The organism is Streptomyces sp. NPDC059861 (assembly GCF_042731435.1).
In the GTDB taxonomy this organism is placed as follows: Bacteria; Actinomycetota; Actinomycetes; order Streptomycetales; family Streptomycetaceae; genus Streptomyces.
On sequence record NZ_JBHWJQ010000046.1, the window covers coordinates 37,911 to 62,365 of the forward strand.

At 73.5% G+C, this 24,455-nt stretch carries 14 protein-coding genes and 1 pseudogene; all 15 read right to left on the reverse strand.

The window, feature by feature from the left end:
- Positions 1–25: 25 nt before the first annotated feature.
- On the reverse strand, positions 26–2,179 hold the full coding sequence (locus ACFV6X_RS30940) for a hypothetical protein (protein WP_385389167.1): 2,154 nt from the start codon (positions 2,177–2,179) through the stop codon (positions 26–28).
- Entirely contained in the window at positions 2,179–5,961 is a 3,783-nt protein-coding gene (locus ACFV6X_RS30945; RefSeq protein ID WP_385389170.1) for a putative baseplate assembly protein, read from the reverse strand. Before ACFV6X_RS30945 ends, ACFV6X_RS30940 begins: the two co-directional genes overlap by 1 nt.
- On the reverse strand, positions 5,958–9,056 hold the full coding sequence (locus ACFV6X_RS30950) for a putative baseplate assembly protein (protein WP_385389172.1): 3,099 nt from the start codon (positions 9,054–9,056) through the stop codon (positions 5,958–5,960). Before ACFV6X_RS30950 ends, ACFV6X_RS30945 begins: the two co-directional genes overlap by 4 nt.
- Positions 9,053–9,439 carry a GPW/gp25 family protein gene (locus tag ACFV6X_RS30955; protein ID WP_385389174.1) on the reverse strand — a complete coding sequence of 129 codons (387 nt, stop codon included), beginning with the start codon at positions 9,437–9,439 and terminating at the stop codon, positions 9,053–9,055. Before ACFV6X_RS30955 ends, ACFV6X_RS30950 begins: the two co-directional genes overlap by 4 nt.
- Before the next feature lie 358 nt (positions 9,440–9,797).
- Positions 9,798–10,142 carry a hypothetical protein gene (locus ACFV6X_RS30960; RefSeq protein ID WP_385389176.1) on the reverse strand — a complete coding sequence of 115 codons (345 nt, stop codon included), beginning with the start codon at positions 10,140–10,142 and terminating at the stop codon, positions 9,798–9,800.
- Positions 10,143–10,164: 22 nt separating this feature from the next.
- Positions 10,165–10,701, reverse strand: coding sequence for a phage baseplate assembly protein V (locus ACFV6X_RS30965; protein WP_385389179.1), 537 nt, complete (start codon positions 10,699–10,701; stop codon positions 10,165–10,167).
- 22 nt (positions 10,702–10,723) lie between these two features.
- Positions 10,724–11,863: a hypothetical protein gene (locus tag ACFV6X_RS30970; protein WP_385389181.1), complete on the reverse strand. Its 1,140-nt coding sequence runs from the start codon at positions 11,861–11,863 to the stop codon at positions 10,724–10,726.
- On the reverse strand, positions 11,856–12,224 hold the full coding sequence (locus ACFV6X_RS30975; RefSeq protein WP_385389183.1) for a hypothetical protein: 369 nt from the start codon (positions 12,222–12,224) through the stop codon (positions 11,856–11,858). The genes ACFV6X_RS30970 and ACFV6X_RS30975 overlap by 8 nt, the downstream gene beginning before the upstream one ends.
- A 6-nt stretch (positions 12,225–12,230) precedes the next feature.
- A complete protein-coding gene (locus tag ACFV6X_RS30980) occupies positions 12,231–12,917 on the reverse strand; it encodes a hypothetical protein (RefSeq protein WP_385389186.1) in 687 nt (228 codons plus the stop codon).
- A 20-nt stretch (positions 12,918–12,937) separates the two neighbouring features.
- Complete coding sequence (locus tag ACFV6X_RS30985) at positions 12,938–14,161, reverse strand: hypothetical protein (RefSeq protein ID WP_385389189.1); 1,224 nt, start codon at positions 14,159–14,161, stop codon at positions 12,938–12,940.
- Positions 14,148–20,681, reverse strand: coding sequence for a DUF4157 domain-containing protein (locus tag ACFV6X_RS30990; protein WP_385389192.1), 6,534 nt, complete (start codon positions 20,679–20,681; stop codon positions 14,148–14,150). The genes ACFV6X_RS30985 and ACFV6X_RS30990 overlap by 14 nt, the downstream gene beginning before the upstream one ends.
- Positions 20,678–21,037, reverse strand: coding sequence for a hypothetical protein (locus tag ACFV6X_RS30995; RefSeq protein WP_385389194.1), 360 nt, complete (start codon positions 21,035–21,037; stop codon positions 20,678–20,680). Before ACFV6X_RS30995 ends, ACFV6X_RS30990 begins: the two co-directional genes overlap by 4 nt.
- The gene (locus ACFV6X_RS31000) at positions 21,028–23,049 is read right to left on the reverse strand and encodes an ATP-binding protein (protein ID WP_385389197.1); all 2,022 of its coding nucleotides are present in this window, start codon (positions 23,047–23,049) and stop codon (positions 21,028–21,030) included. Before ACFV6X_RS31000 ends, ACFV6X_RS30995 begins: the two co-directional genes overlap by 10 nt.
- A gap of 33 nt (positions 23,050–23,082) precedes the next feature.
- Entirely contained in the window at positions 23,083–24,057 is a 975-nt protein-coding gene (locus tag ACFV6X_RS31005) for a DUF4255 domain-containing protein (RefSeq protein WP_385389199.1), read from the reverse strand.
- A gap of 46 nt (positions 24,058–24,103) precedes the next feature.
- Positions 24,104–24,455 (reverse strand): annotated as a pseudogene (locus ACFV6X_RS31010) (hypothetical protein); the annotation flags it as partial.

Genomic DNA, 24,455 nt, shown 5'->3' on the forward strand with positions numbered 1-24,455 from the left:
CACTCATGTCATTCACGTCGCTCACTCACGTCACGAAGAAGAGCCCGGCGTCCGTGCCCGCCGGGGTGTACTCGGCGAGGCGGGCGCGCAGGCCGTCCTCGCGCTGCGGCCGGTACAGGTCGTGGAAGGCGCCCATCTCGGCGCCGTCGTCCGCGCCGCGTCGGATCTCCTCGGCGCAGCGGTCGGCGAGCAGGGCGTACCAGGGCGTCCCGTAGCGCCGGGAGACGAACAGCGGCCGCACCCCGCCGGACAGGTCCGGCAGGCAGCGGTACCTGCGCGGCGTACGCGACCCGGTGGGGACGTACGAGAAACGCAGGCAGCCGATGCCGCGGCGGGCCACGTGCAGTCGCCCCGTGAAGAGCGAGTTCTCGGCGACGCGGACGGCGTGGGTGTGGATCTCGCCGATGACGGTGGTGCGGTGCAGATGCAGCACCGCGTGGGCGTGGCGGCAGTCCGGGGCGGACAGGGCCTCGCGGTCGTCGGCGGTGGCGTCCAGGACGCTGTCGCGCAGATGGATGTCGAGGGGCTCCTCGCCGACCTCGTCGCCGATCACCTCGATCGTGCCGAGGACGCTGTGCTCGACCTGGAGGCAGGCGGTGGTGCGCTCCAGGACGATGCTGGGCTCCTCGGGCGAGTGCGGGTCGCACTCGGGTTCCAGCGACCAGCCGGGGACGAGGGTGGAGTGCCGGACGACGACGGCGCCCACCGGGCCGGTGACGTTGATGCCGCGGCCGGCGACGAGCAGGCCGTCGAGGACGAGGCGTGGGCGCTCGGGCGGGGCGCAGTCCTCGGAGACCGCGCGGACGTTGAGGGCGTCCGGGCGGTTGCTGTACCAGTCGAGCAGGCGGACGACCGGGCGGGTGCCCTCGGCGGCGCGCAGTTCGAGGCGGTCGCCGGGGTCGAGGTCGAAGTCGAGCTGCTCCTGGTAGGCACCGCTGTGCGTGATCTCGATGATGCCCTCGGGGCCGGTACGGTCCGCCCGCCGGTCCTGCCGCCAGGCCCGGTAGGCGTCCAAGATCTGCCGGTACGGCTGTCCCGGCCCGACCCGGTAGAACGTGGCGTCCGGGCGCGGCACGCGGTCGTCCCGGGCGTACTCGCCGCCGCCCATGTCCGCGCCGGCGGCGTGGTGGTAGTCCACCCAGACGCCCTGCCGGGGCGCGGTGCGCGAGCCGAAGGCGATGCGGCCCAGCTCCGGGTCGACCGCCACCTGGCCGCGCTTCGGCCGGTAGCGCCAGTCGGACAGGTCGGCGACGACGATGTCGGCCGGCGGCACGGGCCGGTCCTCGCCGTCGCGCCGGATGACGAAGCTCTTGCCGGGGCCGTAGTGGTCCAGCAGCCGGTCGTGGAGTTGGCGGCGCCGGATGAACGCCGGGACGTTGTCGATCGTCGCGATGTGGGTCGGCGCGGGCTCCGGGAACGGCTTGGTGACCAGCGGGGTGTCGTTGCCGAGGATCGAGAAGGTGTAGAGGTTGCGGGCGCGGTCGATGCAGTACGCCGGGGCCGACGTCAGCGCGTGCGCCTTCAACCGCCAGACGAACAGGGCCACCCCGGCCGGGGTCCAGCCGCCCTGGCGGCGGCCGGAGTTCGCCCGGCGCACGTCGGCCGTGCGGGCCGTGGCGCCGAACGGGCCGCCCGCGAGGTCCAGTGCGGCGCCGTCGCGCAGGTCGGCGAGCCGGCCGCGGCCGGCCCGGTGGGCGCCCCCGTCGCCGTACAGCTTGACCGGCTGGGTGTGGGCCACCAGCCGGGACAGCTCGACCGCCCGCGCCGGCCAGTCGGCGACCCGCTCGGAGAGCTCCTCCAGCAGGTGGAGGGTGCCCTTGCGGCGGCGGCTCGCGACGGCCGCGGCCACGTCGGCGCGCGGCGCGATCGCCTCGGCGAGGGCGGAGCGCCCGCCGTCGTGCAGGCCGGTGGTGAGGACGCGTTCGTAGCCGGGCAGGGTGCGGTAGCCGACCAGGTCGCCGAGGTAGGGCAGCGCCCAGGGCGCCGCCGTCTCCACGAACAGGTCCTCGTAGCCCTGTGCCACCGAGTCACGGACGCGGTCGAGTTGCTCGGTGACGACGGCGAGCAGCGCGCGCAGCGGCTCGCCCTCCTCGGCGTCCCGCAGCCGGTGCCGGCGGGGCAGCAGCGCGGCGAGCGCGTCCGGATCGCGGGAGCTGTCGAACGGGACGTCCCGGGACATCACTTGACCTCCGTAAGAATCAGGGTGTCCGCGGCGCGCGCCGACAGCAGGGCGAGCTGGGCCGGGCGGATGCCGCGGAAGACGTACACCGAACGGCCCCTGGGCAGGCGCCGGGTGTCGGTGATGTCGGGGTTGAGGCGCAGCAGTTCGGCGAGCGGGACGCCGTGGCGGGCACAGATCGAGGTGAGCGTCACGCCCTCCTGGGCGCGGACGGTGTGGACCTTCTCCTCGTACGTCGCCGGGTGCGCCGGGACCTGGGGCTTCGGCGTCCCCGGGCGGGCGGCCAGCTGCTCGGGCGTGGCCGAGGCGGGGACGCCGGTGAAGACGTCGACGTCGACGTGGTCGACACCGGGCACGCTGTGGGCGGTGGCCAGCACCTCCGAGAGGCGGGCGGGCTGTCCCAGTTCCCGGCCCTCGAAGCCGAGCCGGTGCAGCAGTGCCTGGCGCACGCGGGGCTCGACGACCTCCCAGGCGTGGTCGGGGGCGAGCTTGACCTTGGCGCCGATCAGCAAAAGGACCGGCTCGCGGACGTCCACGCGGACGGGGAGGTGCGGGTCGCCGTACTCGGTCAGGGCGCCGCGCAGGGCGCGCAGGGTGTCGGAGTCGTCGGCGATCGGCACGTCGTCCGTGCCGGCGACCGTCACGTGCATCAAGCGCCGCCTGCCGTCGAAGAGTTCGCGTGCCGCCGCCCGGCCGATACCGGCGCGGGAGCGGGCGAAGTCCTCGTAGTCGCCGGCCGATACCAGCCGGTCCAGGGCGGAGACGGCGAGCGGAACCGTACGGCGGGTCAGGCCCGGCCCGTCGGCATCCGAACCGCCCGTGGCCGGCCGCGGGTTGGTGACCGCAACGACGCCGAGGGGGCGGGTGAGGGCCTGGGTGACACGGCCGGCGGCCACGTTGGCGGCGCGGCCGGTGCCGAAGCGGTAGCGGGCGCGGACGTTCTCGTGGCCGGTGGGCAGCCGGGCGCCGCTCGCACCGTCGCCGAAGGTCACCGTGGTGCGGCCGTCGGCGGTGCTGCCGGTGATGTAGACGCGCTCGCGCGGGCCGCGTCCGGCGAGGCTGTCGACCTCGTGCCAGAGGACGCCGTCGACGCGGATCTCCAGGACGGGCCTGGCACCCAGCGGGCTGGTGTCGGCGAGCCAGGTGAGCGGGGTCTGCCAGAGCGCGAACGTCTGGTTCACCCGGTCGGAGTCGCCGCTGCCGACGGCCTCCTCGCGGCTCTCGCCGTGGGTGGCCTCGACGACGTTGCCGAGGATCCGGACGGTGCCTCGCCGGTAGCGGTGGGCTAGCCGGGCGGTCAGGGTGAGCCGGGTGTGGACGTGGTCCCCGGGGAGCTGAGGGTCCACGGCCGGCTCGGCGGCGGCGATCACGGCCACCTCGGTGGCGGCGACGCCGGGGACGTCGGAGCGCTCACCGGAGACCATCAGGGTGCGGCCGGGGCGCAGCCCGTCGTACAACTCGGCCAGTTCGATCTCGTCACCGTGCACGTCCTCGCCGAGCGGTTCGTCGGCCAGGCGCAGCGGCTCGCCCGCCGCGTGCACGGTGGTGTCGCGGATGTGCGAGAGCAGGACGTCGAACTCGTCCAGCCAAGGGTCGGCCAGGGTGAGTTCGGTGCCGCGGCCGGTGATGCCGTAGTCGGTGTACGCCGCCGTGCGCGCGGCCACGACCTGCGTGGTGACGAAGGCGAGCGCGGCGTCGCCGGGCACGCCGTCCGGGGCGCCCTTGGCGGGGCGCCGGATCGCCACCCAGCTGCCGGGCGTGATGCCGGTGTGCACGCTGTCCAGCTGGAGCACCTTCCGGTTGAGGGGCTCGGGCTTGCCGGCGATGACCACCTCGATGCCGGGCTCGGTGCTGCCCACGGTGTAGCGGACGCCGACCTCGTACTCGCCGTGCGTGAACTGCTCGGCGGCTCCCGGGCGCAGGGCGATCTGCTCGGAGGTGCCGTTGTTCACGCCGACGTGGACCAGGCCGTCCGCGTCCGGCCGGGACACGAACAGGGTGCGCTCGGGCAGACCGGAGTGGAAGCGGGCCGTGACGCCGGGTTCCTGGGAGTCGGTGGGACGGCGGTTGAGCCAGCTCAGGTCGCGGTCCTGCCCGCTGCGCGTGGACAGCTCGACCTGGCCGGTGCCGAGCGGGAAGGTCAGCGGCTGCGGCACCGGGAGGTTCTCGGCGCGCTGGTCGGAGCTGCCGCCCTCGACGTACTGGAACTCCGCCCGGACCGGCACCTTGCCCGCCGGGTCGTGGACGACCCGCAGGGTGACGAGCACGGCACCGGTGAGCGGCCAGTCGGCGGTGCGGATGACCCGGCCGCGGTCGTCCTGGACCGGCTTCAGCGGGGCCGTGGCGCCGAAGGGGGCCGCGGTGACGCGCAGGGCGAGCAGCTCGCGCAGGAGCTGCGGGGTGCCGGGTGCGGCGGCCCGGCGCCAGGCCGGGTAGAGGGCGCCGAGACCGGGGTCGAGGGAGGTCAGGAGACGGGCCGGGTCGGTGGCGGGGCGCGGGGTGCGGGCAGTGGTCCGCCGGGGGGTGGGACGCAGTGCGGGGAGCACGGAGGCGAGGGTCTCGTAGGCCGCGTGCCGCGGGTCGGCCGACGCCGTCGTCCGGGCCTCGCCGGGCTCGCCGGACTGGGCCGGGGCCAGTTCCAGTGCGCGCTCGGCGAGTTCCGCGAGCACCGCCTGAAGCTGCTCGAACCACGCCGCCACGTGCTCGTACGGCGTCGCCAGCACCTGGGCCTCACCCAGCCGCTCGACCGGCTCGGCCAGGCGTGCCGCGAGCCGTTCGGGAGTCCGGACGGTCTCCAGGTCGGCCCGCAGCGGGGCGAGGACCTGGTCCTCGACGTCCTCGATCAGCCTGCTGACCGGGCGCGGGGTCGGCACCTCGGGGGTCGGCGGCTCGTCGCCGGGTTCGCCCGGGGCGGCCGGCGCGGCGGTCCAGCGGCGGACCTCGTCGACGAGTTCCCGCAGCGTCGGCGGGGCCGACCGGGGCAGGGAGATCGCCGTGACGTCGTCCTCGCGGTCGACGCGGGCCCGCGCCACCGGCAGCAGCTTCCGTTCGCCGCCCGCCCGCTCACCGAAGACGAAGAGCAACTGGTCGCCGGCCCGGAGGGAGTCGGCGGTGCCCTCGACGAACAGCTCCGAGCGGCGTTCCAGGTCCGCCGGGGTGACGAGGGTGGGGCGCCGGCGCCGTACCTTCAGCTCGTTCCAGTCCCAGCGGGCCGTCAGGTCGCGGCCGGTCTCGAAGGTCAGGGACTCCTCGGAGGCGGAGGCCGGCACGCTGTGGCTGCGGGCGCCGCGGGGGACGACGACCGGCACCGTCTCGGCGCGCGGATCGCGTTCCAGGGTGTACGCCAGATGGGTCGAGGCGGCGACACCGGGGCGCGGCCGGTGACCGACCAGGCGGCCGAGCAGCACCAGGGAGCGGTGCTCGTTGGCGGTGCGGACGTAGGCCTCGTCGGCGATGCGCTCGGTGTGGAAGGCGAGCAGGTCGCCGAGGACGGCGGTGGCGTCGAGCAGGCCGATCGCCGGGTCGTCCGCGGTACGGACGGTCAGCCCGCGCAGCGCCGGGTAGGCGGGCGAGGCGAGGCGGTCGCGGAGGGCGGCCAGGAAGGAGCCGTACTCGGCGACGCGGACGTCGAGCGCGGTGCGGCCGGGCGGGTTGTGCGGCGGGGCCGGCGCGAGACGCTCGTCGTGGCCGCCGCACGCGCCGCCGCAGGAGCGGTGCTCGTCGCCGGTCACGGGGCTCCGGGTCCCCGGAGCCGTCGGGGTCTCCCGGCTTGCGTACGTCATCGGGCACCTCCCAGGGAAACCGCCAGGCGGCCGTTCTCCGGCCGGTCGGGGTCGTTGTCGCAGGTGGCGATCTCCAGCGGGCCGAGCCGCAGCACGCCGTCCTCCCTTTCTCCTCGGTCCTGCTCGAACAGCCGCCGCAGTCGCGTGACGTGCACGCTCTCGACGCCCGGGACGGCCGCGGCGACGGCGACCAGACGGCTCAGCCGGACCGGTTCGCCGAAGGTCAGCGCGTCCGGGTGGAAGAAGCCGCCGCGGCCGGCGCCGAGCACGCGGTACAGCTCGGCGAGGATCTGTCCGTGTTGGTGGCCGGGCGCGGCGCACACCGTCAGGGCGATGTCGAGCGGCACCAGGCGCGCGGGTCCGACCACGAGGTCGTGACCGATGCGCCGGTACGGCTCCAGGTCCTGCTCCACGAACTTCAGCAACCGCTCCGGCGGGGCGGCTTCGCCGTAGGCGTCGATCGCGAGGTGCGCCTCCTGGACGCTGCCGGTCCAGCGCAGCTCGGCGGCGGCGCGCTGCACTCCGGGCAGGGCGGCGGCGAGGGCGGCGTAGTCGGCGGCGGTGACCGCGCGCAGGCGGGTGCGGCGCAGGTCGAGCGGGGCGAGCTGGCGTACCTGCTCGACGGGTTCCGGTTCGGTGCCGCCGGTGGCGGGCAGCGGGTTGCGGACCACGGCGGCCGGCGGGGCCTCGCAGTCGTCGGTGATGACGAGGTGGTTGATGGCCTCCGCGCCGACGTTGCCCGCGCTGCCGCCGCCGAGCCGGTAGTGGAGGTGCAGGCGGGCGCCGGGGGTGGGGCGGGCGCCGTGCCGGCCGTCGCCGAAGCGCAGGGCCAGGCGGCCGTCGTCCTCCAGTTCGCCCACGAAGTGGCGGTCGCGCGGGCTGCTCGCGAGCAGGTCGCGGCGCGGCTCCCAGCCGCCGTCGGTGTCTTCGACGCGTACGGCGGGCAGGGCGTGGCGCGGGTCCTGGGTGAGGGCCGCGGCGGCCGGGCCGCGCAGCACGGGCTCGTCGGGGTGCAGTCCGGCCGCGTACGCCGGGCCCCAGCTGTGCGCGATCTCCCATGCGACGGGCCCGCCCAGGACCGTGCCCGCGCGGGCGCGGGCGGCGAGGACCTCTGCGCGGCGGAGCTTGGCGTCGAGCAACTGGTCGCTGCGGTGGAGCAGTTCCCGCAGGGCGCGGACCGGGTGCAGGCGCAGCTCGAGGCGCTCCAGGACCTTCAGGCCGTAGACGACGGCGAGTTCGGAGACCTCCTGGTCGCCGAGCCCGTCACGGTCACGGGCGCTGCGCCACAGCTCCACGAGCCGCTGCCGGACCCGCCCCGGGATCGCCGCGATCCGCTCGGCCTGCCCGGCGGCCACGGTCGCGGGGTCGGGGAACGGCACCGCCTGGGCGACGGGCGCGTGCCCGAGGACCGGCCGGAGGCGAGGCCGGATGCCGGGGTACACGGACTGCGCCAGCAGCGTCCGCAGCGCGGCGGCCTGGGCGTACGCCGTCCCCGGCACGACCCGCTCGTGCCGCTGGCCGGCGCGTTCCAGCCCGAGACCGGCGCGGGTGGTGGCGGCGAGTCCGACCACCTCGAACAGTTCGCGTACGTCGTCGGCGCGGAGGGCGTCGCCCGACTCCGTACGGTCGGTCAGGGCGTCGATGAGCCGCGCGGGCGCGTTGCCCTCGGTGCGGTCGGCGCAGCCGAACGCGAGCGGGGAAGGGTCGCAGTGGGCGGCGACGGCCGGCTCGGGCGGCACGGTGACCGTCTCCGGGGCGGGCAGGGTGCGGCCGTGGTCGACGAGGACGACATTGCCGCGGGCGAGGGTGACGTCCTCGACCGGCAGGCAGTCGCGGCCGCCCCGGGTGGTCAGGCGGAACGGGCGGCGCAGGGAGTCCTCGACGGCCCAGGTGACCTCCAGGACCGGCTGGTCCTCGATGCGGTCGACGGCCGGGGTGACGGAGGTCAGGCGGACCGCCTGGCGGTTGCTCGGGTCGGCGTCGCCGGGGGTGCCGGTGCGCGCGCCCCGCACCTCCTCCAGCACGAGCAGGTCGCCGGGTCGCAGGTCGAGCCGGCGGTCCCGGCAGGTCTCCGGGTCGGCCCAGGCGTCGCGCAGGGTCGCCGACGTGGCGCCCTTCGGCAGGGCGCACACCTCGCCGCCCCACGTCCACAGCCGGATCGCGTTGTGCGCGACCCGCAGCTGGAGCGGGTCGGCGGCGACGACCGGTTCGAACACCTCGACGGAGCCGCGTTCGTCGAGGTCGGCCAGGTCGGCGTCCCCGATGACGGTGCCCGGCTCGGGGCGGTCGTGCGGGTCGAGGGCGCGGACGTCCACGGAGGCGAAACGGAACGTGCCGGGGGCGAGGGTGCGGTCACCGGCGGTCTCGACGGTGACGTACGCCCGGGCGGTGCTGCCGTCGTGCATCGCGTAGTCGATGAGCCGGACGTGGCGGCGTACGGAGACCCGGCGGCGGGCCGTGTCCAGGTACGCCTCGGTCGCGACCGCGTCCTGCTGGTGGCTGATCTGGTCGCCGGTGTACGCGAGCAGCTCGACGAGCGTGGTGCCGAGGTCGGCGGGGCTGCGTTCACGCCAGTCGGGCGTGGTGAGCGCGAGCCGGTCGAGCAGGAGCTTGCGGATGGTGTCGTAGTCGCGGGCGGTGTAGTCGACGACCGGCGCCTCGGGGAACTCCAGCCGCACGTCGTGCCCGTCGGCGCAGTCGAACGGGGTCGGGCAGTCGGGCCGGAACGCGAAGGTGGCGCTGTGGTAGCGCTGGTCGAAGCCGCGGAAGGGTTCCGTGCCGGGGCGGCCGTACGGGTCGGTCTCGACCAGGGACAGGCGGTAGCGGGAGGTGTCGCCGGGCCGGTCGAGGGTGACGTGGAGACGGTCGTCGAGTTCCGGGTCGTCCTCGCGTTCGACGCTGACGTCGGTCGCGGTGATGCCGGTGACGCGGCGGCCGCCGTCGATGCGGACGTTCTGGGGCGTGAGGCCGTGCGGGGCCTTGCCGAGGAACGTGACCGTGAGCAGCAGCCCGTCGTCGCCGACCTCCACGGCGTCGATGCCGCCCAGTTGGGCGGCGCGCACCTTGGTCCGGCGGGGTGAGGTCGTGCTCGTCATGCGGTGGCCCTCCCCTCGAACACGTCCTCGCGCCGGGCGCCGGGGGCGCGGACGACGTAGGCGAGGTGAACGCGGACCACGTGGTCCTCGCTGGTCACGTCGAGGGCCTCCACGTCGATGAGGTCGCCGAGCCAGCGCTGGAGGGAGGCGTGGACGGAGAGCTCCAGGGTGTGGATCAGCTCGGGGCTGTTGGGGGCGAAGACCAGGTCCAGCAGGCCGCAGCCGAAGTCGGGGCGCATGACGCGTTCGCCGGGGCTGGTGAAGAGGAGTTGCTCGATCAGGTCGTGGACGTGTTCGGCGGGGGTGGCGTGGGCGGTGCGGCCGCGGCGGTCGGGGCGGAAGGGGAAGGCGATGTCGGTGCGGGGGTGGGTGCGGACGCTCATCGGGCGGCTCATCAGGGGTCGGGGGGTGGGCGGCCGGCTCGTCGGGCCAGGGGGGCCCGCCGGCTTCGCGGGACCGGTCGTCGGGGTGACAGGGCTGGTCATCGGGTGCCTCCCCTGGGGCGGCTCGTCGGACGGAGTGCGGGGCGGCTCACGGGACCGGGGGTGGGGCGGCTCATGGGAGTGGGGCGGCACATGGGGCCGCGGGTGCGCGGGGTCACGGGACCGGGGATGCGACCGTCCACGGAACCGCAGATGCGGCGGCCCACCGGACCGCAGGTGCGGCGGGTCACGGGACCGCAGATGCAGGGGCTCACCGGACCGCAGGTGCAGGGGCTCACCAGGCGGCTCGCGGGCGGGCTCATCGGACCGTGACCTTTCGCTGCGCGGACTGGACGACGGGTGGTCCCTGAGGGACGAAGGCCGCCGTGAGGCACTGGGCCGTGGAGGTGTCGAGCAGTACCGGCGTGCCGTCGACGGTGACGCCGGTGTCGGAGCCGGTCCAGCGGACCGCGACACAGGGCATGGGCACCCGGTCGACGGTGTGCGGGCAGCCGGTGACGACATAACTGTGCGCGGCGGTCGCCACCGGCACTCCGTCGATGAACACGGTCCCGTCGGATGTGGTCGCGGCGGTGGCTCGGCCGCCGTGCGGACAGCTGATCACGGCGGCCGCGCCGAGCAGCCCCCCGGATGTCCCGGACACTTCGCATCTCCCCCGTCTTCTGCTAACGCTTCGAGAGCACGGTCAACTGGCCCTCGTTGATGGTCACTTCACGTCCGCGCAGCACCACCTGGGCGCCCGCGCCGGTCGCGATGACCACGGCTTCCTCGGTGATACGGATGTACGCGCCGCCCTTGGCCTGGAGGAGGATCCCCTCCTCGGCACTGGGCGTGTCACTCATGACGAGCTTGTGCGCCAGCGGCGTCTGGACGACGACCGGCTTGTTCGGGACGTCGGCCCGCAGCTCACGCCGGGCATCGGGCGGCAGCTCCTCGGCCGCGCCCCACCAGCACCCCGTCCACACCGGGAAGCTGGGATCTCCCTGCTCGAACTCCACCCACACACCCGTGCCGGGCGGCGGTACGACGAACTGTCCCGACTCGGGCCCGGTGAACGGCAGGCAGGGCATAGCCCACGTGGACGGCTCGTCGCCGAGGACGTCCGGGACCTCGACGGTGATACGGCCGATACGCAGCGGGTCGTTGTTGTCCACGACCCGGCCGCGGTACTTGCCGAGGTAGCGGTTGCTGGGTGCCGCCATGCTGGGGTGCTCCTGAGGGGTGTTAGGGCCTGACGTGGTCGCTGCGGGCTTCGAGGCCCTCGCGGGAGAGCGTGAAGTTCTGCTGGAACGAGCCCGGCCGCAGGTTGTGCGTCACGGACTTGACGAAGTAGTCGCCGTCGTAGGCCCGTCCCGCGCCGCGTACGCCGACGAGCTGGCGGGGTTGCAGGATGTAGCCGTGCCGGTTGACGTCGAGCGAGCCGGAGCCGGAGACGACGTCGGCCGAGATCGCGGCCCGGGCGAGCAACTCCGCCTCGGCCTGCCCGCGTTGCTGCTTGGCGGTGCCGGACAGGGTGCGGCGCTTCAGGGCCGGCGTGGGGCGCCTGCCCAGGGGCGGGCGCAGCGGGCTGATCGGCGGCTGCGGCAGCAGGGTGGACAACCGGGTGTCCGGGTCCTGCCAGCGGGCCTGGGGTTCCTCACGGGCGGTGCCGTCGTAGGCGAACGTCAGCTGGTCGACGGTGGAGTTGGCGTCCATGTTCACGCTGAGGGCGTGCTGGCGGATGCCGAGGCGGACCTCCGGTCCCCAGCGGGCGGCGGACCGGCCGGGGGTGGGGCCGGGTTCGAGGTAGAAGGTGTATCCGTTGGCGCGGGCCAACTCGGTGACGTACTGCAGGTCGGTCCCGGTCTGGTAGTGCACACGGAGGTCCTGGTGCGGCGGCTGGGCCACCTTCTCGGTGTAGATGTCGGGCCGGATGCCGTAGTCGGAGTACCGGCGCAGGATGGCCAGGACCCGCTCGGAGGGCGGCAGGTTGGGGTAGCGGGCGGTGCGCTCCTCCAGGTCCATCAGGAGTGTGAGGTCCTCGCCGGTGACGGTGAGGGTGGAGTGCCCGGGCTGGTTGCTGGCGCCGACCTCCTGGCGTACGACGAGTCCGTCGAAGAGGACCTCGGTGGTGCCCTTGACGGTGACGGTGACGACGAGGCGGGTCTTGGGGTCGAAGAAGCCCTCGGGCAGCAGACGCCGGCTGATGATGCCGTTCTTGGTCATGTCGAAGGCCAGCTGGAAGCCGCTGCGCTCCCCCGCTGTCGCGGTGATCTGGGCCGACAGCAGGGCCTGGGTGACCTCGGCCGGGACGGGCCGGACGAGTCGCGGCCCCATCTGGAGCGTGACGTGGACGGGGCCCTGCCCCACGGGCATGTCAAACACGCCGGTCGCCCCGGGGGAAGCCGCCGTCGAGCGGGATGTCGACGACCCGGCCGGCCTCGTCGGTCAGCTCCCGGGGGTCGAGTACGGGGTTGGCGTCGGCGATCTGCCACCACTGGGCCGGGTCGCCGAAGTAGCGCTGTGCGAGGAGGTCGGGGCGGTCGCCGGCGGCGACGGTGTGCTCGCGCGTTGCCTGGTCGCCGTCGAGCGGGGGCAGCAACCGCCGCTTGGTGTAGCGCACTTCGGTGCCGTCGGGCCTGCGGTGGACACCTGTCTCGGCGTCGTGGTAGCGGCTGGTCCGGGGGTAGGGGTGGGCGCCCGGTATGGAGTCGAAGGCGTTCTCGTAAGGCTCGATGCCGGCCATGTGGGTTCAGCCCCTTCCGCTCAGTACGCCGGTGCCGCCGAGGCCGAGGGCGCCGGCACCGCCGCCGCGCGCGGCGGCCGCGAGCCGTTCCTTCTGCGCGAGGTGTGCCATGTACAGGTCGGCGCCTCGGTGCCCGGCGGGCAGGTCGCTGACCGTGAGGATCTTCATGCCGATGCCGAGCGAGGCCCGGATCGGGTTGAGGTTCACGTCGAAGGCGGACTCGTTGACGGACAGCTCGGTCAGGCGCACGGGCATGACTCGCTTGCTGCCCCAGGTGAACAGGGTCAACGGCATCTCGATCGGGCTGATCTCGATGGTCCCCTTCTCCGCCAGCCGGCTCGCCGCGCGCAGCTGCGCGGTGGTCGGCTGCACGAGCATCTCCAGCGTCGCCAGCTGCGGATGGATGCCGTCGGGCGCGGCGATCTCGAACTGGTCGGTGGCGTCGATCTCGGCGGTGAACTTCCAGGTCTCCTGGGCGGGCCCCTTCAGCCGAAGCGCCTCGTTCCGGTCCCCGCTCCCGGTCCCCCCACCACCGGCGTCCCCACTGTCCCCGGCGGACTGCGGCGCGACGCTCCGCTCCAGGGTGTCCGGGTTGAACTGCAGCACGATGATGCGCTGGGGGGTGCCGGTGTCGGGGTCGACCACCACCAGGCCGGAGCGGATGGGTTTGGGGATGTCGGCGTAACGGGTCACGTGTCCTCCTGTCCGGTGCGTCAGTACTGGATCCGTGTGGTCGACACCGAGCAGCTGTCGCACCAGAAACCGAAGAGCAGCCCTTCGAAGCCCATCGGACCGAAGAGCGTGGGGCCGCTGTCCACGGCCGTGAGGAAGGGCATGAAGTTTCCGCACTCCGGGCAGATGGGGTGCGTCTCGGGTGACGGCCATCGAGGCAGACCGCCGACCTGGTGCTGGGAGCGTCCGGGGATGGCGGGGATGCTCACACCCACCTGGTTGGGCTGCTTCTCCAGCACCATGGACCGCTCGCCGCCCGGCACGAGACGAGCCGCACCGGCTGCTGGGCCCTGTGGCGAGAAGTACACGTGCGTACCGTTCGGAGTGAACCGCACGGTCAGCACATCGACTTCGTCGCAGTCGCAGGTGAACCAGAAGAATGACGGGTCCCCACTCAGGTCCTGGGGCAGCGCCGCGACCGAGAGGGACAGAAGGCGTTCCGCCGGCCTGCGGCAACGTGCGCACAGGGGGACGTCCTCGGCGTAGTCGCCGCCCATGACGTGTGGAGCCACATCCTTGTCCGCCACGAAGCCCATCAGCGCCGGACCGAACCCCGCACCGGCTCCGGTGTCGGGCAGACGTCCCGCGAGCGGCATGAGCCACTCCCAGTCCTCGGGGTCGTCCACATCGTCGCGTACAGAAGCGATCAGTTCAGCGGCGCGCGGTGTCCGGATGAGCGCGAGGGCCTGCAGGTCGTCGAGATCGCGCTCCTCACGCCACCTGGCCAGGAGGGCGTCGGCGAGTTCGTCGGGAGCCCCCGAGAGCAGGGCGGCCCGGGCGATGTCGAGGTCGATCCGGTCGGCATAGGGACGCACCCGGTCCGGGTGGTGGACCGCGAGGGAGAAGATCACTGACGTCAGAGGCGACTGCGGGTCGGCGGCCCCCAGATAGTCCCGCACGAAGGCATCGACGAGGGACTCCGGAAACCAGGGCACGAGCCGGGCGGCTGCCTGGGCGGGTGCACCGCTGCCCCGCAACCCTTCTGCGGCACGCGCCTTGTCGGCACCGGAGTCCGGCACCAACTCCAGGAATGAGGTCAGGTATTCGGCCAGTCCGACATCGCTGACGTCCTTGAGGCATTCGACCGCAAGGGGCACACCCTGGGATCCGGCTCGGGCGAGCAGCCCATTGATGCGTTCCGCTTTCTCGGTGACCGAGAGGTCCGGATCGAAGGCGATCGCCTCGATCTGCTCAGTCGGTGTCATTTCTTGCCTTCTCCCAGTAGTGCAGCAACAGATCGTCGATCCTGTCGGAGTACTCGATTTCTTCTCGGTCGGTCAGCCGCTTGTAATGCAGGATCATACTGTAGACCTGACTCTTCACCAGCAAGTTCTTCTTTTCCCAGCTCACCAGATAAAATCTGAAATCATCCTCGGTCGCCCTGGCCAAATCCCTGGAATCGAGAAGGATTTGCTGCTCGGTGTTGCGTGATCCATGCGTGCGCGAACCGCCTTCCGGATCGGCCTTCCGGTATTCGTGCTCCTTACCGGTCACCATCAGCGTCAGGGCTTCACGATAGAGCTTTTCCGCCTTCTCTCCACGTTTTATCGCACCCTGCGAAGTCACCGTGATGAATTTCTCCGTCTTCAGCAGATCGATGATCTCCTGATCGCTGAGCTTCCGGTTCTGTGCCTTCTCTTCCCGGGCGATGGACTTTCGCTGCGCGGCGAGGATCAGTGCGGCGCCCGAAGGTATGTGGTCGGGGGTGAGCTTGTCGCCCGCCACCTCACGCTGCTTGGCTTTGCGGAACGTCAGGCTCTCGCCCTTGCTGACCGGCCCCGCGCGGCGGCCTCGCCGCTTCCCACGGCCCGGCAAGGGTGCCGCGAGAATGCTCCTCAACTCGGGAGACAGGGCCTTGGGCGGCTCCGGGACGGCTGTCCCGTCGGTCCCGTCGGGCGTCCGGTCGTGCCGGCCGGTGGTCCGGTCGGCCACGCTCATGCGCTCCCGCAGCTTTCGGGCCTCGGTCGCCTCCAGCTTGCGCGCGTCCTCACGGGCCTGGGTGACGCCCGATCCTTCGATGAGCGAGTCGTGACTGTGGAACGGGAGCACCATTCCGCGCGGGTTGAGCTCGGCCATGAGCCGGCCCCGGTCGGCGCCGTCGAGAAGGAGCGCCGTGAGCCGGTACCACGTACGCATGCCGGTCAGTACAGGGTTCAGAACCCGCTGGGGAACGCCCACGGACAGCAGCCCGTAGAGCTTGGGCCGGATGCGCGCGATGATCTGCTGGAGCCGGAGTTCCTTGGACTCCTTGGAGTCCTCCTCCTTCTTCCTCCGGGCCTTCTTCTCCTGCCTTTCCTGCTGCTCCTTCCTGGAGTGCCTGTCCTTCTTCCTGCTGTCGTCGCGCGGGCGCCTCTTCGGGCCCCGGTCCCCGGCTCCGGGATTGCGGCGATTTGTGTGCTCGGGGTGCTTCTCCTTGCCTTCCTTGGGCCGGGTCGGGTCCTGGTCCTTCGGGCGGTTCGGGTCCCGGTCGGGGCGGCGGCTGCCGTCAGGGCGATCCTCCGGCCCCGGGCGCGTGGGGTCCTGGCCCTCCTTCGGGCGCGTGGAGTCCCGGTCCGTGCCGGGTCGGTTCTGCGGCCCGTCACCGGTAGGGCGGGGGGAGTTGTGGTTGTCACCGGTGCGGGCGGGAGACGGCCTGTCGGTCCCCGAGCGGGCCGGATCAGGCCGGATGTCCCTGGGCCTGTTCGGGGATTCCCGCTCCGGCCTGGGGCGTTCGGGGGAATCCGGTCGGGGGCGTGCCGGGGTGGAGGCGGCGCTGTTGCGTGGGTCCGGCTTGCCCGGCTGGGGGCGGCCTCGGTCCGTCGGGCGGCCCGGGCCGCCCGGGCCGGTGGCCCGGCCCGTGGGGCGGCCGGTGGCCGGGCCCGTGGGGCGGGGGCGGTGGGGAGCCGCCGGGGCCTTCGCGGTGCCGGGGCCCGGGCGGGTGGGCGTCGGTGCTTCCGGTGTCGGCTGCTCGTTCTTCGGGGCGCCGTGGTCGTCCGTACCCGCCGCGCCGGGCTTCTTGCCGGTGTTCCTGCCCCTGCCCAGGCGCTCCGCCACCCCCTTGAGGCGGCGGCCCACCTTGGCGACGTACTTGCCTATGCCGGACAGGAGGGCCTCGTAGGCCAGTTCGAGGAGGGCGACGATGCCGGCGGCGATGGCCTTCGCGAAGAGGATGCCCGCGCCGCCGGAGCGGACGGCCTTGAGCCAGTCGAGGACCGCGCCGAACGCGCGGAGGATCTCGCCGAGGGCGCCGATGGCCGTGCGGATGGCGTCGATGACAGCCATCACCCAGCCGGCGCCGGGGATCAGTTTGGCGATGACCTTGGTGATGACGATCTCGCCGATGATCAGGGGAAGTTGCGGGACTATCGCGTCCCAGGTCTCCTTGACGATCTGTTCGAGGGTGATACCGCCCTTGATCAGCTTGTCCAGGACGGCCCGCGGGACGCCCAGGATCTCCTCGATCTTGGACTGGAACCACTCCTTGACCGCCGACCTGACCTCGCGGAAGAGGTGGTTCTTCGCGCCGTCCACCGCGGAGTTCTTCGCGCCGCCGAGCCAGCCGCCGGGATCGGAGAGGAAGTCGACCGCGATCAGCATGAAGTCGCCGAGCGCGCTCAGCAGGCCGGAGGCGAAGTCCATGATCGCCTTCACCGCGGCCACGACCGCCTGGACCGCGGCCAGGAGAGTCTTCTTCAGGAAGTCCAGAATGCTGCTGAGCAGCTTGCCGATGGCGTCGAGCAGGTCGGTGATCACCTGCTTCAGGGCCTGGGCCAGGCGGTTGACCAGCGCGATCGCCGCCGCGATCAGGTCGGTGATGAACTTGCGGACACGACGGGCCAGTTCGACGACCGCGCGGACCATCGCCTTCGCGAACTCGATCAGGTCCGTGATGAACTTCTTGATCGCCTCGACGATCCCCTTGCGGGCCTCGTCGATCCAGCGCTCGACCGTCTCCTTGAAGGTGCGGATGAAGCCGACGACCGCGTCCCGCGCCGCCCGGATCACCCGGACGATCGCGTTCTTGATCTCGATGACCTTCTGCTTGATCCAGTCGAAGGCCTTCGTGATCCAGTTGCCGGACTCCTGGACGGAGGCGTCCTTCTTCTGCTCCGCCTCCCGTTCCGCCTTGTCGCCCTCGTCCTTGATCTTCTTGTCGCTGCCCTCCTTCTCCTTCTCGACGTTGTCGTCGGTCTTCTTCTCCTGGTCCTCGACGTCCTTGCGGACCTGGTCGTGCCGCTGCGTCTTCCTGTCGCCGAGGCCCCGCAGTTCCTCGTCCTGCTGCGTACGCCAGTCCTCGCGCTGGGCGGTGACCTCGCCCATCGCCTTCTCGCGCTCGCCCGCCTGCGTCCGCGTGTTCGCCGCGATCTCGGCGTCCACCTGCTGCTGGTGCTTGTCCTGGGCGCCCCGGAAGTCGCGGTCCTTGGCCTGCCGGCCCTCCGAGACGCCCTTCTGCCCGTCCGAGAACGCCGCCTGGAACTGCGGCCCCCGTTCGTGCTCCGCCACCTCGGACGCCGCCTCCGCCGGTACGGCACCGCCGGCGCCCGTCGCCCCGACGCCCTCACCACCGCCGCCCTTGCCGCCCGGCACCTGGGCGGTGAGCTGCTCCTTGGGCGCGTTCGGATAGACCTGGTCCTCGCCCATCGCACGGCCCGAGTCGTCACGCGCCGTCGACACGGTCTGCTGCCCCTTGGCGTCGACGTGCCCGCTCTGCTCCCCGGCCTTCTGATCGGCCGCACCCTGCATCTGCACGCCGGGCGCGTTGCCCGCCTGGGCCTGCCTGAGGGCCTCGTCCTTCGTCGGCAACCCGGCGAACTTGGCCGCCAGTTCCTGCGCGTCCACCTCGAAGCCGAGCCAGCTCGCCACCTTGCCGATGCCGAAGCCCAGCGCCATCTTGAACGTGTCCCAGCCGCCCGGCTCCTCGGCCTTCTCCGCCTCGATCTGGCCCTCGGGCGCCTTCTCGCCGGTGACCTCCGCGTGTCCGCGGTCCGGTTCCTGGGCCTGCTGGGCCGGGTCCTGCGAGTACTGCGCCGGGGCGTCCGCCCTCGGCCTGCCCTGAAGGGTCTGCGGGGCGCCCGCCGGGCGTTCCATCGAGGGGGGCGCGGCCGCCAGCGTCCGGTGCTCGTCACCGACCGTGCGGTCCACCGCGCCGCCCACACCGCCCATCGCCTGAAGCGCCTTGTGCGGCTTGAGCTTCGCCGCCGTGGCGAGGCCCGCTTCGGGGGAGACGCCGGAGAGGTCCGGTGCGGGGGCGGAGCCCTTCTTGCCCTTGCCCCGCCCGGCGGGGGCGGCACCCCGGCCTCCGCCTCCGCCTCCTCCCCCACCGCCACCGCCCGTTCGGGCCGGTGAGGGCTTCTCGGCGGCCGGCGCGCTCTCCGGTGCCGCCTCGGGGGCGGCAGACGCGGGAGCGGCAGCGGGCACCGGTGCGGACTTCGGTGCGGGTGCGGGGGATTCCGCACGGGTGCCGGACGCGGCTTCGGCGGTGGTTCGGGGTTCGGTGCGGGGCTCGGTCTCGGTACGTGGTTCCGGGTTCGATTCTTCACGCGGCTCAGGTCCCGGTTCCGTACGAGGCGCCGAGTCCGTACGGGACTCCTGGGCCGCCGGGGCCTGCGCCGCCGCACCCGCACCCGTCCCCGCGTCCGCGGGACCCGCCCCCGCCTCGGACTGCGCCGACCGACCGCCCGCCGCCTGCGGGGACTCCTTCTCCGGAGCCGCCGGTGCGTGGTCGCCCGCCGCCGCGGTGCCCTTCTCCTCCTTGGCGGCGGACTCCTTGACCGCGCTGCCGCCCTCGGACTTCGACGCCGCCTTGTTCGGCGCCTCCTGCACGGTGGTCTGGGCCGCGACCGGACCCGCCTTGGGGTCGTCGCCGTGCTTCGGGTCCCGGGCGCCGGTGGTGGGGGCGGTCGGGGGCGCGGCGGCCCGCTCGACGGCCGGGGCACCCGGCGCGCCCGCGCCCTGCGGTCCGCCTTCGGTTTCCGGGGCCGAGGACCCGGCGTCCTCCGCCGTGACGGTCTCCTCCTCCGCTTCCGCCTCCGTCGCCGCGTCCTCCGCGTCCTCCGCCTCCCGCTCCGCCTGCACCTGGTCGGCCCTGGTGGGCTGTGGCGCGGGGAAGAAAGGGACGGAGGGGGACGCGGACGACGACGGGTCCAGCTCGTCGGCGGTCGGTACGCCGGAGACGTCCAGGTCGTCCTTCGGCAGGAAGTCCTCGGGCTGGAGCTTCACGTCCCAGGCGCTCGGCTCCTCTCCCCCGACCTCGACCTCGGACTCGCTGCCGGTGCCGAAGGGGTCCTCGTCGGTCTCCTCCTCCTGGCCTTCGAGGTCCTGGTCGCGCCGGCCGTCCAGGGTGCTGAACGCGCCGGGCAGCTGGGTGTCCTTGCCGGACGCGGCCGGCGAACCGGCCGGCCTCCGCTGACCGCGCCTGTCCTGCGGCCTGACCTGCCCGCCGGCGACAGCTGCCTCGGCCGCGCCCGGGCGGTTGCGCGCCGCCGACTCCTCCTTGCTCGCGGCCGGCGTCTCCTGCCGCTCGGTCGCCTCCTGACCGCCGGCCTCCTTCTCCTTGCCGCCGGCCTCCTTCTCCTTGCCGCCGGCCTCCTTCTCCTTGCCGCCGGCCTCCTTCTCCTTGCCGCCGGCTTCCTGCTCCGGCCTGGCTGCTTCCTGCTCCGCCCTGTCGGCCTGCTCCTCCTGCTGGCCGGACCGCGCCTGCCCGGCCAGACCGCCCTTCTCCTGGCCGCCTTCCGCACCCGACGGCCGCGTCCCGCCGGACGCGGCATCGGGTCCGGCCGTGGACGCCCCCTGCGCCCCCTCCGGCGCAACCCCTTCCTTCTCCGGCCCTGCCGTCATCTCCGGCGTCCGCTCCTCCGTCCGCCGTTCGCGCGCGGCCCGGTCGGCGCGCTCCCGCTCGGCCCGCACCTCCTCGGCCAGGTCCGGTGCGAGCGCGGGAGCCTCGTGGGCGTCCCGTTCCAGGCCGTCGTCGGCGAAGTCGTCGTACGCCTCGATCTCGTCGACGAGGTCGAACACCCGGTCCTGCTCGGAACCGAGCAGCCTGCTCTCCAGGCGTATCAGGACGCCGTCGAGCAACTCTCCCGGCAGCCGGGCGAGTTGCTTGCGGGTGCGCTTGGACAGGTCCTCCGGGTCGCTGCGCAGCGAGCGCACGACCGAGTTCGTGAGCCGGTCAAGGAGGGTCGCCGGGTCGACGGCCTCGGTGCGACTGCGGTCGGCGTCGACGGTGGCGTAGCGCAGCCAGCCCGGGGTGGCCTGGCCCTCCTCGATCTCGGGGGCCTCCCGGTCGCGCACGACGTCCTGTGCCGCCGACTCCGCCTCCCGCTCGATCGCCTGCTGCGGCAGGCTGACGGCGCCGGGTTCGCGTCCGGCGCGCAGGGCGCCGAGACCGTGCGGGTTCTGCACGGTGTGCAGCAACTCGTGGGCGAGCAGGCGGCGGCCCTCGTCCGTGCCGGGCTTGAAGGCGCCCTCGCGGAAGAAGACGTCCTGGCCGACCGCCACCGCGTCCGCGCCGAGCAGTTCCGTCAGTTTCCCGGCGTCGCGGCCGGTGTGCAGCCGGACCCGGCCCAGGTCGTGGCCGAGCCGCTCCTCCATGTCCCGCCGTACGCCGGGGTCGAGAGGCTGGCCGGCGCCGCTGACGATGGTCTTGGGCTCGGGCGTACGGGACTTGGCGGCCTGCTCCCTGCGCTTGCGCCGCCGCTGCTCGGCCGACTGCTCGGAACTGTTGTCCTGCGTCTGTGAGTTGCTCACCGGGTCACCTCCCCGCGGCCGCTCAGCCCGTCGTGCACCGCGCGCGCCAGTTCCTGCCCGAGGCGACGGGCGGTGAGGCCGGCGGGCAGGGGTGGCAGCCCGGACAGGGCGTCGAGCGTGACCGGTCCGTCCGTGGCCAGCGGCACCCCGCGTTCCCGTACCAGCCGGGTCAGCTCGTGTGCGAACTCCGCGGAGACCCGCTCCGCGTCGACGCGGAAACCGCGCAGGGCGAGTTCACCGATCTCCACGCGGATCACCGCGGGCTCGCTCGCCGAGAGCCGGTTCGCCGAGGGCCGCGGCGCCGACGTCCCGGCCTCCGCCATCCCGGTCCCCGGCGGTCCCTTGGTCACACCCATCCGCGGACCTCCGTCGGCGTCAGGGACCGCTCCAGCTTCAGGTACTCGGTGCGCGCCGCCGCGAGCATGTGCCGCATCTGTAGGCGGTCGTCCTCCTCGGCGGCCAGGAACGCCCCGGACAGGGCGATGTTGCGGATCGAGCCGCCCGCGACCGTGAGCTGGGCGAGCAGGTCGCAGTCGATGTCCTTGACCGGGGCCTGCGGCGGCAGCACGCGGCGCCAGATCTCCGCGCGCTCGTGCTCCGCGGGGAAGGGGAAGTCGACGACGAAGCGGATCCGGCGCAGGAAGGCGGTGTCGAGCGCCTTCTTCATGTTGGTGGTGAGGACGGCGAGGCCCCGGTAGGCCTCCATCCGCATCAGCAGATAGCTCACTTCGAGGTTGGCGTACCGGTCGTGGCTGTCCTTGACCTCGCTGCGCTTGCCGAACAGCGCGTCCGCCTCGTCGAAGAGGAGCAGCGCGCCACCGCGCTCGGCGGCGTCGAAGACCCGGCGCAGGTTCTTCTCGGTCTCGCCGATGTACTTGCTGACCACCTGGGACAGGTCGATGACGAACAGGTCGAGGCCCAGCTCCCTGGCCATGACCTCGGCGGCGAGCGTCTTGCCGGTGCCCGAGCCGCCCGCGAACAAGGCGGTCACACCGAGCCCCCGGCGCAGGGTGCCCGCGAAGCCCCACTCCTGGTGGACGGTCGGCCGCTGCCGTACATGCGCGACGATCTCGCGCAACACGGCGACCTGCCGTTCGTGCAGCACCAGGTCGTCCCAGCCGGCCTGCGGTTCGATGCGCCGGCCCAGCTCGTCCATGCCGACCCGGGCCTCCTGCATGCCCGCCCGCCAGGCGAGTCCCGCGACGTCCAGGTCCTCCTCGCCGGGCAGGTCGCGCCGTACCGTGGCGGCGGCGGACCTGACGACGTGCGGCGGCAGCTGGAACTGGGCGACCAGGGAGCGCAGTTCGCGTTCCTCCAGGTCGACGTCCCCGAACGCCTCCGACCACAGGGCGAGTTGCTCGTCGTCGTCGAGCCGGGGCACCGTCACGCGCGCCCCGTGCGGACGGTCGGAGCGCAGCGGATCCTCGCTGGACACCACTACGGGTACGGCCGCCCCGGCCAGGAACGCCTCGGTCGCCGCCCGCTGGTCGCGGTCCAGTTCGCCCACCTCGACGAGGAGCGCGGCCGGCAGCAGGATCGCCTCGCGCTGCCACAGCCGGGCCAGCCGGTCCCGTCCGGCGGGGTCGGTGGGCAGGTCCTCGGCGCTCGTCGTGTACAGCCCGAGCCCGCACCGGCTCGCCGCGGCGGCCGCGATGTCGGCCCGGCTGCGCAGGTCCCCGCCGGTCACCTCGACGAGCGGTGGTACGTCCGGGCCCGGGGCCGTCGTCCAGCCCGCGGCGACCCGGTTCGCGGCCAGGTCGTACGACGGCGGCAGCCGGTCCGGGGCCGGGGCGCGCCGCACCTGGCCGTGCAGCCGGGCGTCCAGGTAGGGCGAGCCCAGCAGGAAGTGCAGGATGCGCTCGTCCAGCCGGAGCCGGGACGTGGTGAGCCGGGTCTCGTCGTCCAGTTCGGCGATCCGCCAGCGCCGCAGCGGTGCCACCGGCGTGAGCGCGCTCCAGTGCGGCTCGGCCAGGGCGGCCAGGGCGAGGCTGAACGTGGGGTGCGCGCGCTCCGGGTCACCGCTGGCGGCGGCACACCGGGCGGCCGTCGTGGGCTCCAGTTCCTGGGCGGCGGTGAGCAGGACGAGGTCGCGCTCGAAGGGAGTGAGCCCGAAGCAGGCGACGAGGGCATCGAGGGGGACGGCGGACGGCCGTACGGGGTCGAGGGAGGCGGTGACCCGGGACCGGGCCGCCTCCGCCCGGTCGGCACCGGAACCGGCGTCCACACCGGAGCCCCCGCCCGGTTCGGCGTCCGTACCCGGCTCGGTGGCGTGCACCGCGTGGGCGTCCACGCGGGCCAGGACGCGGCGGATCTCCGCGGCGAGCGCGGCAAAGTCACCGCCGATGGCCGCCGTGTCGTGCGTCCCCATGTCCTCACCTGCCCCCGTAGTTCCCATGCCGCCTCAGTGCTCCGTCTTGTCCGTGTGCTCGGCCTTCTCGGCCTTCGCGCTCTTCTCGCCCGTCCCGCTCTTCTCGGCCGTCTCGGTGCCCTTCGGGTCGCCGGCGGAGGCAGCGCCCGCCCCGCCCCTGGATGTCGACCTGCGTGTCCTGGCCGGTGCCTTGGCGGCGGTCTTCGCCGGCGCCTTCGAGCGCGTCGCGGACCTGGCCGGCGCCTTCGCGGTCTTCTTGGCGGGCGGCGCCGTGGCGGTGGCCTCGGCCGGAACAGGCGTCATCTCCCGCGCCCCGTCCCCGGCACGCGTCCCCTCCCCCGGCGTCCCGGACCCGGACCCGTCCCGCGGGCCACCCCCCGGCCGCGGTGCTCCCGGCGCCCCGAACGGCAGCACCCGCACGTCCGCCCGGTCCACGGGCCTGCGCGGCGCGGGAATCTCCCGCCCGTCGATGAGGACCAGCGACGCCTGGTAGACCAGGGACAGCGCGTACGGCGTCTGGTGGAGCATCCCCCACAGCTTGGACGTCTCGTCGATGTCCATCACGGTCGGCGTGAACCGCACCCGCTGCGCCGCCTCGGCGAGGTCACTGGCCGCCAAGTAGGGCTTCTCCCCGGCGAGTTCGATGATGTCCTTCGGCAGGATCGGGATCTCGTGCAGCGTGCGCACCACGGAGCCGATCAGCCGCTGCCCGACGAGTTCGTTCTCGTCGCCGTACGCGCTGATCAGGTAGTACAGGTCGAGCGCGGCGGCGGGGCGCCTGACCGCCGTGCCGTCGCCCGCGCGGGTCGGCAGGTCGTTGTTGCGCTGCGAGACGTTGGGCGTGACCTGGTACAGGAAGACCGAGATGGTGGGCTGGTCGAGCGCGGGTTCGGCGGGCGGCCTGCGCGCCTCGACCTTCACCGCCATGTCGGTCTCGGGCCCGATGTTGGTCTCGATCAGCAGGGCGAGGGCCTGGGTCACATGGGCGATGGCGAGTGCGTTGCTCATGGCGTGAGTTCCTCGGTCCCTGTCGTCCTGATGCTTGCTGTGCCGCTCATTCGCGCCCCCGGGCCAGGTACTCGGCGAGGCTCAGCGTCGTCCCCGGCCGCCGGTTCGCGGACGGGCGCTGCCGGTTGCCGTCGGACGGCCCCGGTGCCGCCGTCACTTCCAGCCGCCCGATCTGCACCTGCACCACCTGCTCGGGCGTCCGCCCCGACCGGCGCGCGGCGGCCTGCCGTACGGCGTCCCGGGCCGCCGCCGTGTCCGCGGCCCGGGGCCGCGCGGCGGACGGTGCGGTGGGCAGGGCGCCCAGCGCGCCCGGGGTGATGGGCGCGGACGCCGCGGCCGGGTGGGCGGCCGGCTCGGGTCGCGCCGCGCGCCGCACCGCGTCCGGTACCGGCCGGGCG

What these genes read in the sequence shown, in the direction of transcription:
- ACFV6X_RS31005 (WP_385389199.1), bottom strand. Translation starts at nt 24,057, where the DNA reads ATGAGCAACGCACTCGCCATCGCCCATGTGACCCAGGCCCTCGCCCTG.
- ACFV6X_RS30950 (WP_385389172.1), bottom strand. Translation starts at nt 9,056, where the DNA reads ATGACGAGCACGACCTCACCCCGCCGGACCAAGGTGCGCGCCGCCCAA.
- ACFV6X_RS30965 (WP_385389179.1), bottom strand. Translation starts at nt 10,701, where the DNA reads ATGGCGGCACCCAGCAACCGCTACCTCGGCAAGTACCGCGGCCGGGTC.
- ACFV6X_RS31000 (WP_385389197.1), bottom strand. Translation starts at nt 23,049, where the DNA reads ATGGGGACGCACGACACGGCGGCCATCGGCGGTGACTTTGCCGCGCTC.
- ACFV6X_RS30975 (WP_385389183.1), bottom strand. Translation starts at nt 12,224, where the DNA reads ATGGCCGGCATCGAGCCTTACGAGAACGCCTTCGACTCCATACCGGGC.
- ACFV6X_RS30995 (WP_385389194.1), bottom strand. Translation starts at nt 21,037, where the DNA reads ATGGGTGTGACCAAGGGACCGCCGGGGACCGGGATGGCGGAGGCCGGG.
- ACFV6X_RS30940 (WP_385389167.1), bottom strand. Translation starts at nt 2,179, where the DNA reads ATGTCCCGGGACGTCCCGTTCGACAGCTCCCGCGATCCGGACGCGCTC.
- ACFV6X_RS30955 (WP_385389174.1), bottom strand. Translation starts at nt 9,439, where the DNA reads ATGAGCGTCCGCACCCACCCCCGCACCGACATCGCCTTCCCCTTCCGC.
- ACFV6X_RS30985 (WP_385389189.1), bottom strand. Translation starts at nt 14,161, where the DNA reads ATGACACCGACTGAGCAGATCGAGGCGATCGCCTTCGATCCGGACCTC.
- ACFV6X_RS30945 (WP_385389170.1), bottom strand. Translation starts at nt 5,961, where the DNA reads ATGACGTACGCAAGCCGGGAGACCCCGACGGCTCCGGGGACCCGGAGC.